The organism is Izhakiella australiensis, from assembly GCF_002006995.1.
In the GTDB taxonomy this organism is placed as follows: domain Bacteria; phylum Pseudomonadota; class Gammaproteobacteria; order Enterobacterales; family Enterobacteriaceae; genus Izhakiella; species Izhakiella australiensis.
In genome coordinates this window covers 619,516-634,779 of the sequence record NZ_MRUL01000001.1, presented here as the reverse complement: position 1 = coordinate 634,779, position 15,264 = coordinate 619,516, and the positions used below count along the sequence as shown (strand labels likewise).

Here is a 15,264-nt window from a genome sequence, read left to right as displayed (position 1 = left end):
TGTACGGAGGGCTGTTTATTTCACCCGCGGTGGGTTGTTCCGTTCGCCTGCCAGGCAGGTGACTTATTTGCCCGCCGCTGCGGGCGACCGGCAAGGGGCCATCAAACGTCATAGCCCCTTGACCCCGGACTTCCGGCAGTTTCTGCGTGGCTGCGCCCTACCCTCACTGCTTCAGCCCGCCGTACGGGCCGTTCGCGATGCGTTCCCGACGCAGCGCTTACTTTCGCCGCCTCCCTGCGGCTCACCCTGGCGGGCTTCATTCGTTCGGCGCAGAAAAGCCTGCTGGGCGCAGGTTTGTGGGAAACGGCATCCGTTTTTAATTGATGAAGGCGTTGGGTGCGGGTTTGTGGCGACAGTGGTTATCTTCCGCTTAAAAGCTACGGTGAGGTTGCCGGCATTCAGTCTGGCGCAGATCGGGCTTTATTTTTCACTTAAAGCGATGAAGAAGCTTACGGGGGAGGAGAAGGCCCGGCTGATTTCAGCAGGCTCGCGGCCAGGGATGGCCGTGCGCCAGGCCACACGGATGTGCTTGTGCCGGTGCGGAAAGCAGCCGGGCCTTCTGTGACCTGGTGCCGGGCATGCAGCAATGAGGAGATGCCGTTCGCGATGCGTCCGACGCAGCGCTTACTGTCGCCGCCTCCCTGCGGCTCACCCTGGCGGGCTTCATTCGCTCGACGCAGAAAAGCCTGCTGGTACAGGTTTGCGGGAAACGGCATCCGTTTTTAATCGATAACGGCGTTGGGGTGCAGATTTGCTGGCATCTCAACGCTGCTATCGAGCTGGTGGCTGATTTATTCACCTCTGGTGGGTTGTTCCGTTCGCCTGCACGGCAGGTGCCATCGTTGCCCGCCGCTGCGGGCGACCGGCAAGAGGCTATCAGACGTCATAGCCCCTTGACCCCGGACTTCCGGCAGTTTCTGCGTGGCTGCGTCCTTCCCTCACGCATGTAGCCCGCCGTACGGGCCGTTCGCGATGCGTTCCCGACGCAGCGCTTACTTTCGCCGCCTCCCTGCGGCTCACCCTGGCGGGCTTCATTCGTTCGGCGCAGAAAAGCCTGTTTATGCAGGTTTGTGGGAAACGGCATCCGTTTTTAATTGATGAAGGCGTTGGGTGCGGGTTTGTGGCGACAGTGGTTATCTTCCGCTTAAAAGCTACGGTAAGGTTGCCGGCATTCAGTCTGGCGCAGATCGGGCTTTATTTTTCACTTAAAGCGATGAAGAAGCTAACGGGGGAGGAGAAGGCACGGCTGATTTCAGCAGGCTCGCGGCCAGGGATGGCCGTGCGCCAGGCCACACGGATGTGCTTGTGCCGGTGCGGAAAGCAGCCGGGCCTTCTGTGACCTGGGTGCCGGGCATGCAGCAATGAGGAGATGCCGTTCGCGATGCGTCCGACGCAGCGCTTACTGTCGCCGCCTCCCTGCGGCTCACCCAGGCGGGCTTCATTCGTTCGGCGCAGAAAAGCCTGCTGGGCGCAGGTTTGTGGGAAACGGCATCCGTTTTTAATCGATAACGGCGTTGGGGTGCAGGTTTAACCGCTAAATTTAATCAGCCCGCTGTCGGCGTCATAATTGAAGCGGGTGCCGTAGCGCTGGCTTAACGTTGTCAGCAGCACGGCAATGTCTTCGCCCTGCTGCTGGCTGACACGCTGCGGCAGACCGCGTGATAGCGCACGCTCGCGGTTCATGCCCAAATCGAGCGGCAAAATGTCGCAGGCGATGCCGTCAGCAGTAACATCAAAAATAGCCAACGCATTCTGAGAGAAACGCGCTTCAGCGTTAAAGCCGATAAACTCGCCGGCAGCATTTTTTGCCCGCGCCCGATGCAGTTCGGAAGGACGAGCATCAACGGCATGCCCATAGGCCTGATACATTTCCGGGCCGATAATCGACTCACCGGCTTCGAACTCCATCAGCAGGCTGCCGATGTTATAAAAAATCGGCTTGCCATTATAGATTTCAACGCCGCGCATAAAGTGCGCACCGTGGCAAACCACCGCATCGCCACCGGCGTCGATCGCACGGTGTGCGAAACGCTCGATAAACTCCGGCGCATCAGGTGAATACCAGCTGTCTTTATCACCTTCGTGAGTATGCAGGCTGATCAGGGTAAAATCACTGCGGTTGGCGGCGTCACGAATGCTGCGCTCGTTGGCCTGACAATCCTGCTCATTAAACCAGGTGCGCACCTGCGCCGTTTCGCCGCGTTCAATCTGCAACGCGCTTTCAAATAAAGAGCCGAAAATAAACTGATCGTCGCCCTTATCAGCCATCACTTCGACCCGCATCCCCTCGCGCACGCTGTCATCAATACCCAGGGTACGACTGATGCCGCGCAGTTGTTCAAACTGCTCGTCGGGCAACACATAAGCGCGGCCCCAACGCAGCGGATTCAGTCCCGGGCGCGCAACGGCGCTGGCGCCGCCGTTGGCGGCAAGAAAGACCTCCGAGCGAGTGGACCCCAGCGCCACCACGCCAACCCGCCCTTTGGCGGTATCAAGAAAGCGCGGTAGGCGCGCGTCATCAAGATTACGCCCAAGGCCGCAGGGTATCAGCTTACGCACCTGCGCCGCTTCGATGGTCTGCACCACCCCTTCCCAGCCAAAATCTCCGGTGTGATTATTGGCAAACCCCACCAGACGAATATTGAGATCGACAAACTCATCCAGAATGCCCTGACTCACGGCGGTGATATAACCGCGTCCGGCGGCGGGTGGCAGGTCTGGCTTTGGGCAGCTAAATTCGGCGTTAGCAAATACTGCATCAGCGCCTTGCAACAGCTCAATTATGCTGGCATCCAAACGCTGAGACAGATTACGACTGGAAAATAACAGATCACCGCAGGCGATAATTCTCATTTCATTCCTCTGGTTTAACTCTGAATACTTGCCTGCTCACCAGCTAAAATGCTATTTCTGGTAGCAGAACAACTGAAAAATTATTTTTTATAACTTATTCTCAAGCCGAATAAGACCATGCGCCAGACATATCTTACAATGGTGCAATTAATTTTACATGTTACAACACCATGAACTTTCACCAATATCACCAGAGAAAAATAATGACCAGTTTAAAAACAGGGATATTAGCAACTACGCTAATGAGCGTACTCCTTATTTCAGGCTGCGATGACGGTAAAAAGCAGTCAGATGAGAGTAAAGTCCTGCACGTCGGCACCTTCGGAGTCAGCATCGGCTTCTCTTACAAGCAGAACGGCAAAGATTACGAAGGCTATGATATTGCGACCGTTAATGCCGTTGCTAAAAAGCTCGGTTACGACAAAGTTGAACTGACTACCGCCGATATGACCGGCCTGTTTGGCATGCTTGACGCGGGCAAAATTGACACCATCGCAAATCAGGTTGAAGCCAATGACAAGCGACGCGAAAAGTATCTTTTCAGTCAGACTTATATTTATTCCGGTGCGCAACTAGTTACCAGAAATAATGATAACTCAATTAATAGCATTGAGAATCTTAAGGGTAAACGCCTGGGCGTCGATGTAGGAAGTAGTAAAGAAAACTTTCTTCGCCAGAATTATCCCAATGCCGGGATAGATATTCATACTTACGATGAACCGAGCGCAATTGTGCAGGACGTTGCGCTGGGACGTATTGATGCCTACATCATGGACCGCGCCGGCGCGCAGCTGCTGATCGATAACTCCCGCCTGCCGCTGAAAATATCCGGCACGCCGGTTTATCGCTATCAGGAAGCGTTCCCGTTCGTTAAAAACGATAAGGGCGAGGCGCTACGTAAACGCTTTGATGAAGCGCTGACGGCGCTGAAAGCGGACGGCACCCTCAGTAAACTCTCTGAGCAATATCTCAAGCAGGACGTTAGCAAGGAACAATAAGCAATGAATTTCGACCTGAGCTTCATGCTGGAAGCTTTTCCAACGCTGCTCAGTTACCTGCCGATGACGCTGTTTCTGGCGATAACTTCAATGGTTATCGCCTCGGCCATGGGTATGGTACTGGCGCTTGTCATCCATAACCGTCTGCTTATTCTGGCGCCGCTGGCAGAGATTTATATCTCCTTTTTCCGCTCAGTGCCAACGTTGGTTACCCTGTTTATTTTCTATTTCGGTATTCCGCAGCTGTTTCCCGGCATCAGCATGATGAACGCTATTTCAGCGACCATCATCGCACTGAGCTTTAAGAATGCAGCCAATCTGGCGGAGGAGTTTCGCGGAGCGATGAATTCGGTGGATAAAGGCCAGATGGAGGCCTGTCTGTCCGTCGGCCTGTCGCGCTGGCAGGGGTTTCGCCGCATCGTCCTGCCGCAGACGATTCGCGTGGCGGTACCGGGCATGAGCAATTATCTGATCATGCTGATTAAGGAATCATCACTGGCATTTACCGTTGGCGTCACCGAGCTGTTCTCGCAAACCAAAATTATCGCCAGCAATTCCTTCCGCTTTCTGGAAAGCTACCTGGCCGTGGCGTTGATTTACTGGGCGGTCACTATTTTGTTGACCCTGCTGCAAAAGCGCATTGAACACCGGCTCAACCGCCCTTATCGTTAAGGATCTCCGACATGCTGAAAATCAGTCATTTGCATAAATCTTTCGGCGATAATGCGGTGCTCAGGGATATTTCTCTGGAGGTGGCGCAGGGCCAGGTGGTGGCGATTATCGGTCCTTCCGGTTCGGGAAAGTCGACGCTGCTGCGCTGCATTAACCTGCTGGAAAAACCCGATAGCGGCAGCCTGCAAATCGCCGATACCGAGGTACAGGCGGCGACCCTTACCCGCCAGCAGGAAACCGCGCTGCGCGCCCATACCGGCATGGTATTCCAGCATTATAACCTGTTTAAAAATAAAACCGCGCTGGAGAACATCACCGAAGCGCTGATCGTCGGCAAAAAAATCGCCAAAGCGCAGGCCAATGAAACCGGCCTGCAGCTGCTTGATCGCGTCGGGCTGCGGGAAAAAGCCCACAGCTATCCGGCGGTGCTGTCCGGCGGACAGCAGCAGCGTGTTGCTATCGCCCGTGCGCTGGCGGTGAAACCAAAGGTGATTTTGTTTGATGAGCCGACGTCGGCACTCGACCCGGAGCTGGTCGGAGAGGTATTGCAGGTTATTCGCTCTATCGTCGATCATCAAACAACTCTGCTGCTGGTCACCCATGAAATGTCATTCGCCCGCGATGTCGCGGATCGGATAATTTTTATGGCAGACGGCGCAGTGGTCGAGGACGGAACGCCGGAACAGGTATTTAATCAGCCCCGGCATGAGCGCACGCGTAAATTCCTATCCTCTTCCCGTTCATAACCATCACCGCCGCCCTGTCCACCAGGCGGCGGCATCTTTAACCTGTCGCTGAACGCCGTCTGCAACATCAGATAAAACTCGCGAAAACGCTGCCGTGCCTGCCGATATTGTCGCGCATGCTGCAAGCCCGGCACGACGGTCACAGAAGGCCCGGCAGCTTTTCGCGCTGGCACAAGCACGTCCGTTTGAGCAGGTAGCAAACGGCAGGCAATCATCGCTGTAAGCTCTGCGCACAGGTCACAGAAGGCCCGGCTGCTTTCTGCACCGGCACAAGCACGTCCGTGTGGCCTGACGCGCGGCCATCCCTGGCCGCGAGTCTGCTGAAATCAGCCGGGCCTTCTCCTCCCCCGTAAACTTCATCATCGCTTCGGGTAAAAAAACAAAAGCCGATAAGAGCCGGATTATCGCCTTTGCTTTTAAAATCAAAACACCAGCATCATCGCCACAAACCTGCTCCACTCAGGCTTTTCTGCGCCGAACGAATGAAGCCCGCCAGGGTGAGCCGCAGGGAGGCGGCGAAAGTAAGCGCTGCGTCGGGAACGCATCGCGAACGGCCCGTCAGGCAGGCTGAATGAGTGAGGGAATGGCGCAGCCACGCAGAAGCAGCCGAAAAGTCCGGGGTCAAGGGGCCGCGACGCATGGCGGCCCCTTGCCGGTCGCCCGCAGCGGCGGGCAACTACGACACTGGCCGAACAGGCGAACGGAATAACCCACCGTCGGTGAATAAAACGTCCGGGGAGGCCATGACGAATGATGGCCTCTTACCATTCATCCGCAGCGGCGGGCAACTACGGCACTGGCCGAACAGGCGAACGGAATAACCCACCAGAGGTGAATAAAACAATCCACCACAGGTGAAATAATCCACGTAACCACAGCCCCACCGGCGGTGAAAAAAACCAGTCCGGGGGAATGGGAGCCATGACAAATAACACCCCATCCCACCTCCGACTACAGATCCTGCGCGGAAGGCAGAATCACAATATCCCGGATAGTCACGGTGCGCGGACGACTCAGCATAAAAATAATCGCCTCGGCTACTTCTGATGGCTCCATCAGGCTACCGGTTTCTTTTGCTTTGCGCAGGTTTTCCTCCGGCCAGTCGGCAAGCAGCGCACTGATAACCGGACCTGGCGACACCGAACCGATGCGGATGCCGTGCTTATTAATTTGCCGACGCGTGGTCTGCACAAAGGAGGTCATCGCCCATTTTGACGCGGAGTACACCGGCTCCCAGTGAACCGGAAAATGGCCAGCGACGGAGCTGGTTACCACAATATCGCCCTCTCCGCGTTCAATCATATGCGGCAGCACGTCGCGGACGTTTTTTATCACCGTCGAGACGTTGAGATTAATCAGCCGGTCGATAGCCTGCGGATCGGCATCGACTAAATCCCCGCCGATGTAGCAACCTGCATTGGCGTGCAAAATATCAATCCGTCCGGTTTTCTCCAGGATACCGGGGATCATTTGCGCACAGCTTTGCGCATCAAGCAGGTCGGTAACGAAAGGAATAACCTTATCCTGATACTGCTCAGCAATGCGTTGCAGTGCCTGGATGTCGCGATCAACCATGACTACCGTTGCGCCGCAGGCAATCAATGCCTGGGTGCAGGCAAGTCCGATGCCGGAAGCGGCGCCGGTGACAACGGCAATTTTGTTTTGTAGAGCGTCGGTCATGTTATCTACCTTTTTTACAGGTTTAATTAACGCGGCAAGCGCGATGATAATAATTAAGTACTTTCAGCACGCGCCAGATAATGGCTTCTTCCGGCTCGAATCGACATTCAGCAAACTGTTCCGCGCCGGGGAGATATTGCATGATCAGCGGCAACGGTACCGTGACGCCACGCATTTGATTAAGCAAGGTGTCAACGCCGGTACGGGCTTCAGGTTCCGTCCAGTAGTAGCGAATGCGGTCTGACAGTGAGTAATGCCGCAATAAATAGCGCTGATGTTCATCGCCGTGGTAATGGCTTTGCCAGCCGTTGGGTTTGTCCAGCATCAGTTTTTCAACCAACCGATGCAGATTCCGCTCGGGATATTCCGCAAACATTTCACTGGCAATCAGATCGAGTGCGAACAATGCCTCCCTGACGGCGAAGGTCAGTTCCGGCCCGACTTTGAGAATAGCGTAGCCATCCTCCACCAGCTGAGACAGTGGCTGCTGGCCCTGATAATCAGTTGAGTGAGCTTCAAATACCAGACCGGGTTCAATATCGAGAACCGCCGACAGCCCGCGTGCTTTTTCACGCTGATAATGAATAACGTTGCTATTACCAAATTCCACGCCCGGCTGCACTACCAGCCCCAAAATCCGGTCGGCAACCGCGGCCAGCCCTGCATCGCGCAGCGCGTTACGGTGGACCGCCAGGGTACGACGAGCGGCATGCGGATCGGTTGGTTCAAGCGTTGATATCAGGTGGTCAGCGCCGCCGGGAGGGGGCACTTCGGTGCCGATAATGTAAAGCGGCAGCGACTGACCGCTACGTGCCGCTGCCGCTTCAGCGACCTTAATCAATCGCGTGGCACGCTGTGAGACCAGCTCATCAGCCAGCGCCGTCGGCTCGCCTTCGCATCCCATTGAGGTATCGATATGGATTTTGCTAAATCCGGCCTCAATATAAGCGCTGACCATTTTTTCTGCTTCCAGCAGCGCCTCTTCCGCCAGCAGATGTTTCCAGGGGTTAGGGCCGAGATGATCGCCGCCCAGAATAATCAGCTGCCTCGGACAACCCTCTTCATCCGCGAGCGTGTAAACCAACGCCGCAAAATCGCGCGGCTGCATCCCAGTGTAGCCGCCCTGATGATTGACCTGATTACAGGTTGCTTCAATCAATACGCTGCTATTGCTGTCGCGGCCAAGACGCAAAGCGGCGCGCAGAACCAGAGGATGTGCCGAACAGACCGAGGTTATCCCTTTAGGGGAGCCATTTATTCTGTAGGTTTTCAACTCTTCAAGCGTCACTTGCATCCTGTTCTCCTCGGGGTATCAGTAATGAACATTTCCAGCTCTTGCAGGCTGGCGCTGCCTTCCATCGGGCCGATAAACTGAACGTTTCTGGCACCTGCGGCGTTGGCGCGGACCAGCGCTTGCGGCGTCGACATGCCCAGGCGCAGGCAGCCAACATAGGCGCCGCCAAAGCAATCACCGGCTCCCGTCGGGTCAATTTCCGTAACCTCAAAAGCACTGCAATGATTTACACTGCCGCTATGGTGATAGCAGGTAGCGCCATCGCGACCTTGCTTCAGGACCACTTCTTTTACCCCGGCGGAAAAGACATATTTCAGAGCCGCGTCAAAATCGTCAGTATCCGCCACGATGAGTATTTCCTCATCCGAGGGTAAAAGCAGATCGGTTTTACTCAATAAATATGAAAGTCGCTGCGAGAATACCGAGTCCGACTTAATCTCTTTACGAACATTCGGGTCAAGAGAGAGTGTGCCGCCACGTCGTTTTATCTTTTCCACTGCATATTCAATCAGCGGCCAGGCGCCGGGAATAGAAAGTACCGTACCCATAATATGAATATGGCCTGCGCTAGCAATCAGGGATTCACTTTCTCTGTTTTTTATAATATTCCCCGCCGCTGAGGTAGAAATATTAAAAACAAAGTCTCTCGCACCATCATTGCGATAGCGCACAAAGGCGCTTCCTGTCGGCAATAGCGGATCAATAGTAATAGCGGAGGTATCAACACCATCCTTTTTTAAACGTTCAATATTAACTCTGCCGAAGTCATCATCCCCTACGGAGCCAATCATACCGGCATTGCCGCTAATTTTTGCACATTGATCAATAAATATAGCCGGGGCGCCACTCGGATAAGGGCCAGTAAGATCTAACGGCTCGGAGAATCCTTCACCTTGTTTCTTTGCCATTATTTCCACCAGAATTTCACCGATGGTTATTGTTGGCCCGAGTTCATCTGGTGCCAGCGTAAGATTAACGTACATAGAGTACACTCCACGTTAAAATGGATACGTTCAGATAAAAGAGATTTTTAATTAATTTATTATTTAATACGCTGACCGTAATAAACAGTCAGCATTGCAATACAGTATTAAGCCAGTGACAGAAATTTTTGATGCAATATACAGGCGGCACCAAAAGCCGAACCTGATTCCGCACTTTTATCCAGCACGATTTCCGGTAATGGAAAAGGCGTATCCTGATATTTCTCAACGTAAGCATGTACCCTTACAGACACCAGGTCATACAACGCCGCCATTGAGCCACCTAATACAATGCGGTTAGGGTCGATAATTCTCCCCGCCTGCACCAGCGCGAAACCGAGATATTTCGCCCATTCGTCGGCCAGCGTCACCGCCACCGGTTCACGTTCACATACGTCTTTGATAAATGACGCAACGGAAATGTCTTTTTTTCCGGACTGAACGCGATAGCGCGAAAGCAGCTTTTCCAGCCCTATTACCGACTCCAGCGTCCTCTCGCCGTCGTCGCCATCACGGATCACCAGATGGCCGATTTCCCCCGCCAGGCCGTTACCGCCGCGAAATAGCTTGCCGTCAATCAGCAGGCCACCGCCGACGCCGCTTTCAATCACCAGAAATAAAATCACCCCCTGGGTGGTGCCGGACTGATACAGCTCGCCAATCGCAAAGGCGTTGGCGTCGTTTTCAACGGCAATTGGAATATCAGCCGGCAGCGCCGTTTTAGCCAGTTCTAAAAAACGGATCTCATGCCAGCGCAACAGCGGCGCATGAAAGATAAAACCTTCATTGTTCATCTGCGCCGGGACGGAAAAGCCAACCCCTTCCAGTTTTGCCTTCATCTCAGCGCTGCACATTGACAGCGCCAGCGCCACTGATTGAGCGATAGCGTCCTCAACGCTGGTCGAGCCGCCTTCAAATGGCTGCTGGCGCAGATCAACCACCGCGGCGGTCAGGTCAATTAACGCCGTGGTGATATGCTCCACGCCAATTTCAATACCGAGAAAATAGGCGGCCTCTGGCACCAGCTCCAGCAGGATGCCGGGGCGTCCCCGCGCGGCACCGGGATGATTCTGCTTGCTGGCCGTGCTGACTTCCCGTACCAACCCGCTGCTAATCAGCTCGGCGATAATATGGCCGGACGATGAGCGGTTTAATCCCATCTTACGCGCTAAATCTGCCCGGCTCAGGGCGCCGAAACGTCTCAGCGCTCTTAGCGCGACCAGTTCGTTACCCTGCCTGGCGCGTCGGGGCGTATTGGAAATCAAACTAAAATCTGTCACTAAAGTCCCTTACTTATTTACCAGCGTTACCAGCAGCAGCATGGCGTCCTGGTCTGTAGCCAATTCTGATTTTCGTAACAACAAAATAGCTTAATTCTCGCCTGATTACCTTCCTGAAACCCCATTTATGCAGCTTATACCGCATACTTAACACCTGTTTGTATCTAGTTGCAACAATATTATCTAACCTACTCAGTGCGTTAATTGCTCAGTTTTTACACCATTTATGCGATATTTATCACAAAATCATTACATTCGTCCAATTTATTGTGACCTTAATCCCATTTCCTTCTAATCCGGCAATTTTGAAGATTGTATTTTGGTGCAAGTCACAACAATATCATTGCAAATTACGATAACCATCAGAGGTTGTGATGCAAACGTTAGCTAATACCAGGGATCTTTTGCTTAACGCTCAGCGCGGCGGCTATGCCGTACCGGCTTTTAATATCCACAACCTGGAAACCATGCAGGTTGTGGCCGAAATCGCCGATAAACTGCAGGCGCCGGTGATTATGGCCGGAACCATTGGCACCTTCAGCTATGCCGGAACGGACAACATTGTCGCCATTGCCGCCAGTCTGGCGCAGCAGTACCAGCGCGATTTACCCGTGCATCTTGACCATCATGAAACCTATGACGACATCGCTGACAAAGTTGAACGCGGCGTTCGTTCGGTGATGATCGATGCCTCGCATTATCCGCTGGAGGAAAACATCCGGCGGGTGAAGGAAGTAGTGCAAACCAGCCATCGCTTTGGTGCCAGCGTGGAAGCGGAATTGGGGCGACTTTCCGGCATTGAGGATGACCTGGTGGTGGACGAGCGAGACGCACTCTATACCAACCCGGAAGAAGCCAGATACTTCGTTGATGCCACCGGCATCGACTCGCTGGCAATAGCCATTGGCACCGCCCACGGCATGTATAAACGTGAGCCAAAACTCGACTTTTCCCGACTTGAAGAAGTCCGCAATCGGGTGAGTCTCCCGCTGGTTCTTCACGGCGCCTCCGGACTACCCGCCAGTGCTATTCGTCAGGCCATCAGCCTTGGCATTTGCAAAGTAAACGTTGGCACCGAACTCAAAATTGCGTTTTCGGATGGGCTGAAGAGCTTTTTTCAGCATCATCCGCAAGCCAACGATCCCCGCAACTATATGCCACCGGCAAAGGCTGCTATGGCTGACGTGGTGGCAAAGGTGATCGATATCTGTGGCTGTGCAGGAAAGCTGTAATCGTTGGACTCTTACCTCAAACCAAAACCCGGTGAATAAAATGAAAAATGTAAAAAAGGTCGCGGCCTGCGTGTTTTTTCTGTTCTCCATGCTGTCCGTTTCTTTTGCAGGACACGCGGAAGACAAGGCGGCGCATAAGTTAAAAATAGGCATCTCTTTTCAAACGCTAAATAACTCATATTTAGTGTTAATGAAAAAATCGCTGGAAGAGGCGGCGACGGAAATTGGCGCTCAGGTGTTGGTAACAGACGCGCGCAATAACGTCTCCAAGCAGGTGAACGATATTGAAGATATGTTGCAGGAAAATATCGATATCCTGCTGATTAACCCAACCGATTCCGTTGGCGTTCAGTCTGCGGTGATGGATGCCAAAGAAAAAGGCGTTACGGTGGTTGCCGTTGATGCACAGGCCAGCGGTCCCGTTGATTCCTACGTTGGTTCGAAAAACTACGATGCCGGTTACATTGCCGGAAAATACCTGGCCGAAAAACTAGGCGGTAAAGGCGATGTGGCGATCCTTGATGGCATTGCGGTAGTACCGATCCTCGAACGCGTTAAGGGTTTTGAAGCGGCAATCAAAGAAAACCCGGGCATGAAAATTGTCACCCGTCAAAACGGCCATCAGGACCGCGCTACGGCGCTCAATGTAACCGAAAATATTCTGCAATCGGCGCCAACGCTGAAAGGGTTATTCAGCGTGAATGACAGCGGCGCGCTGGGGGCTATTGCGGCAATTGATGCCTCGGGCAAAGACGTGAAGATGGTTTCTGTCGATGGCTACCCCGAAGCAGTCGATATTATCGCCAAAGGCAACCCGCACTTTATCGCTACCTCCGGGCAGTTCCCACGTGACCAGCTGCGCATCGCACTGGGCATCGCGCTGGCTAAACACTGGGGTGCGCACATTCCGGCCACCATCCCCGTCGATGTGAAGCTGGTTACCAAAGAAAATGCCAAAGATTTTCACTGGTAAACCGGCATCCCGCTGCCACGGCAAAACCTGACGCTACCCGGAGTGAAAGATGGAAAATTTACTGGAGCTTGAAAATATTAGTAAATCATTCCCCGGCGTGAAGGCACTTAATAATGTCAACCTCTCCCTGAAAAAGGGAGAGATTCATGCTCTGATGGGAGAAAACGGCGCCGGAAAATCCACGCTGATGAAAATCATCTGCGGTATTTACCAGTCCGACCACGGCAAAATTCTCGTGGAAGGCGTTGAAAAAAACTTCGCCAGCTATCGTGACGCCATTGACTGCGGCATTGGCATTATTTTTCAGGAGTTATCGTTAATTCCGCATCTGAATGCCGTTGAAAATATTTTCCTTAATCGGGAGATGAAAAATTCGTTTGGCCTGCTGAATCGTAAAGCGATGCGCTCCAGGGCACAGCTGATTTTTAAAAGCCTGGAAGTAAAAATTAATCTTAATAAGCCAGTGGAGCAATTAAGCATTGCCGATCAACAGTTTGTTGAGATAGCCAAAGCGCTCTCGCTGGATGCAAAAATTCTGGTACTCGATGAGCCAACGGCCACGCTGACGCCCAAAGAAGCTGAGCACCTGTTTGGTGTGATGCGCGACCTCAGATCCCTCGGCGTTGGTATGTTTTTTATTTCGCACCATCTTGAAGAAATCTATGAGATTTGCGATCGCATATCGGTACTGCGTGATGGCAGCTACATCGGCTCGCTTTCGGTCCGGCAAAGCACGCCGGATGCCTTAGTCGAGATGATGGTCGGACGGAAGCTTGAAAATACCTTTCCAGATAAAAACAGCACCGTCGTGCGCCAGCAGCCGGTTTTACAGGTGGACAACCTCAAGCTTAACCGGCGCAGTCAGCCAACGAGCTTCAGGCTTTATCCCGGTGAGATCCTGGGTTTTGCCGGGCTGGTTGGATCCGGGCGCACGGAAGCGGTACGGGCGCTGATCGGCGCTGATAAGCCAGAAAGTATTGAAATCACCTATCAGAACAAAAAGGTCAGAATCGCCTCACCAGCCACGGCGCTGCAATTAGGCATCGGCATTGTGCCTGAAGACCGAAAGTCTCAGGGGCTGCTGCTCGATTTTTCGGTCAAGCACAATATCGTGCTGAATAACCACGCGGATGAAAAGCAATGGCGCTTCTTTATTAACCGGAGAAAAGAGTCCGGCAAAGCGCGTGATCTGGTAGAAAAAGTCAGGGTCAAGACGCCCGATGTCAATACGCGGGTTGGGGATCTGAGCGGCGGAAATCAGCAGAAAGTAGTTATTGCCCGCTGGTTAAATAATGATTGCAGAGTTTTGATCTTTGACGAACCAACGCGGGGCATTGATGTTGGAGCAAAGGCGGAAATATATAACCTGATGCGCGCCCTCACCGCTAAAGGCGTGGCAATTATCATGATCTCTTCAGAGCTACCGGAAATAATCGGCATCTGCGACCGGGTGAACGTTTTTCGTGAAAATCGCATTGTCGCAGAACTATCCGAGAGCCAGATCGATTCCAATCTCATCATGTTACACGCCACCGGAAACGCAAAATGAGCTTACTGACAAATATTAAATCGAACCCTCGCCAGGAAAACGGTAACGGCACCTTTATTCATAAATTAAAAGGCTGGGCGGAGAATCCCGTTTTCTTCCCGCTAATTGGCTTCATTGCGGTATTTATTATCATGGTATTAGTCAGCGATAATTTTCTTACGGAAAATAATCTGACAAATATCGCCCGCCAGGTTTCGATTAACGCCATTATCGCCGTTGGCATGACCTGCGCTATTCTCACCGGCGGTATTGATCTCTCCGTTGGCTCGGTGATGGCATTAACCGGTACCATTATGGCCGGACTTATGGCCGCCTGGGGGCTGCCTCCTTATCTTGCCATCGCAGCCGGGCTGGGACTTGGCGCACTACTCGGCGCGTTCAACGGCGTGCTGATCGCCTGGGCCAGAATGCCCTCTTTTATCGTCACGCTCGCCATGCTGGGTATCGCGCGCGGGCTGGCATTGATCTATACCGGCGGCTATCCCATTGCTGGCGTGCCAATGGATTTTTCGCTATTCGGTCGCGGTAATCTGCTGGGTATTCAGACGCCCATTCTGATTATGATCGGCGTCTATATCCTCGCCTACATCCTGCTGAATCACACCCCGTTTGGTCGTCATGTATACGCTATCGGCGGCAACAGTGAAGCGGCGCGCCTGAGCGGAATCAAAGTGAATAAGGTAACGCTCATCGTCTACACCATTAGTGGCCTGACCGCCGCCATTGCTGGCCTGATCCTCACCTCACGCCTGATGAGCGGTCAGCCAAATGCCGGCGAAGGTTTCGAGCTGGATGCCATCGCCGCCGTGGTACTGGGCGGCGCAGCAATGAATGGCGGCAAAGGCGCCATTATCGGTACGCTGATTGGCGCAATGCTGCTTGGCGTTCTTAATAATGGTTTAAATCTGATGGGCGTTTCTCCTTATATTCAGAATGTCATCAAGGGTCTGATTATTCTTATTGCCATTTATATCGGCACCGAGAAGCGAAAGAAAAAAACCTGA

Annotated in this window: 12 protein-coding genes; 7 read left to right on the top strand and 5 right to left on the bottom strand. The window is 53.2% G+C overall.

Features of this window, described 5'->3' with window-relative positions; all coding sequences use genetic code 11:
- Window positions 1–1,527 precede the first annotated feature (1,527 nt).
- Window positions 1,528–2,853 carry a CapA family protein gene (locus BTJ39_RS02830; RefSeq protein ID WP_078001137.1) on the bottom strand — a complete coding sequence of 442 codons (1,326 nt, stop codon included), beginning with the start codon at window positions 2,851–2,853 and terminating at the stop codon, window positions 1,528–1,530.
- Between the two features lie 242 nt (window positions 2,854–3,095).
- Between BTJ39_RS02830 and BTJ39_RS02825 the strand changes: the two genes are divergently transcribed.
- From BTJ39_RS02825 to BTJ39_RS02815, 3 genes are read left to right on the top strand one after another with little or no spacing between them, the layout of a single operon-like run.
- Window positions 3,096–3,851: a transporter substrate-binding domain-containing protein gene (locus tag BTJ39_RS02825; RefSeq protein WP_176110181.1), complete on the top strand. Its 756-nt coding sequence runs from the start codon at window positions 3,096–3,098 to the stop codon at window positions 3,849–3,851.
- Between the two features lie 3 nt (window positions 3,852–3,854).
- A complete protein-coding gene (locus tag BTJ39_RS02820) occupies window positions 3,855–4,523 on the top strand; it encodes an amino acid ABC transporter permease (RefSeq protein ID WP_078001135.1) in 669 nt (222 codons plus the stop codon).
- An 11-nt stretch (window positions 4,524–4,534) separates the two neighbouring features.
- The gene (locus tag BTJ39_RS02815) at window positions 4,535–5,269 is read left to right on the top strand and encodes an amino acid ABC transporter ATP-binding protein (RefSeq protein ID WP_078001134.1); all 735 of its coding nucleotides are present in this window, start codon (window positions 4,535–4,537) and stop codon (window positions 5,267–5,269) included.
- 951 nt (window positions 5,270–6,220) lie between these two features.
- On the opposite strand, the gene BTJ39_RS02805 is transcribed toward BTJ39_RS02815, so the two are convergent.
- The 4 genes from BTJ39_RS02805 to BTJ39_RS02790 all read right to left on the bottom strand — a co-directional run bounded on the left by BTJ39_RS02805 (window position 6,221) and on the right by BTJ39_RS02790 (window position 10,506).
- The gene (locus BTJ39_RS02805; RefSeq protein WP_078001132.1) at window positions 6,221–6,949 is read right to left on the bottom strand and encodes an SDR family oxidoreductase; all 729 of its coding nucleotides are present in this window, start codon (window positions 6,947–6,949) and stop codon (window positions 6,221–6,223) included.
- A 22-nt stretch (window positions 6,950–6,971) separates the two neighbouring features.
- Complete coding sequence (locus BTJ39_RS02800) at window positions 6,972–8,243, bottom strand: D-tagatose-bisphosphate aldolase, class II, non-catalytic subunit (RefSeq protein ID WP_078001131.1); 1,272 nt, start codon at window positions 8,241–8,243, stop codon at window positions 6,972–6,974.
- Window positions 8,234–9,226 carry a tagatose kinase gene (locus BTJ39_RS02795; RefSeq protein WP_078001130.1) on the bottom strand — a complete coding sequence of 331 codons (993 nt, stop codon included), beginning with the start codon at window positions 9,224–9,226 and terminating at the stop codon, window positions 8,234–8,236. The genes BTJ39_RS02800 and BTJ39_RS02795 overlap by 10 nt, the downstream gene beginning before the upstream one ends.
- A 107-nt stretch (window positions 9,227–9,333) precedes the next feature.
- Window positions 9,334–10,506, bottom strand: a complete 1,173-nt coding sequence (locus BTJ39_RS02790; protein WP_078001129.1) for an ROK family transcriptional regulator — start codon at window positions 10,504–10,506, stop codon at window positions 9,334–9,336.
- A 374-nt stretch (window positions 10,507–10,880) separates the two neighbouring features.
- On the opposite strand from BTJ39_RS02790, the gene BTJ39_RS02785 reads away from it, so the two are divergent.
- The 4 genes from BTJ39_RS02785 to BTJ39_RS02770 all read left to right on the top strand — a co-directional run bounded on the left by BTJ39_RS02785 (window position 10,881) and on the right by BTJ39_RS02770 (window position 15,264).
- Window positions 10,881–11,738: a tagatose bisphosphate family class II aldolase gene (locus BTJ39_RS02785; protein ID WP_078001128.1), complete on the top strand. Its 858-nt coding sequence runs from the start codon at window positions 10,881–10,883 to the stop codon at window positions 11,736–11,738.
- Window positions 11,739–11,808: 70 nt separating this feature from the next.
- On the top strand, window positions 11,809–12,711 hold the full coding sequence (locus tag BTJ39_RS02780) for a substrate-binding domain-containing protein (protein ID WP_422386000.1): 903 nt from the start codon (window positions 11,809–11,811) through the stop codon (window positions 12,709–12,711).
- A gap of 49 nt (window positions 12,712–12,760) precedes the next feature.
- Window positions 12,761–14,260 (top strand): sugar ABC transporter ATP-binding protein, encoded by a 1,500-nt coding sequence (locus BTJ39_RS02775; RefSeq protein ID WP_078001126.1) that lies wholly within the window; start codon window positions 12,761–12,763, stop codon window positions 14,258–14,260.
- Complete coding sequence (locus tag BTJ39_RS02770; RefSeq protein ID WP_078001125.1) at window positions 14,257–15,264, top strand: ABC transporter permease; 1,008 nt, start codon at window positions 14,257–14,259, stop codon at window positions 15,262–15,264. The genes BTJ39_RS02775 and BTJ39_RS02770 overlap by 4 nt, the downstream gene beginning before the upstream one ends.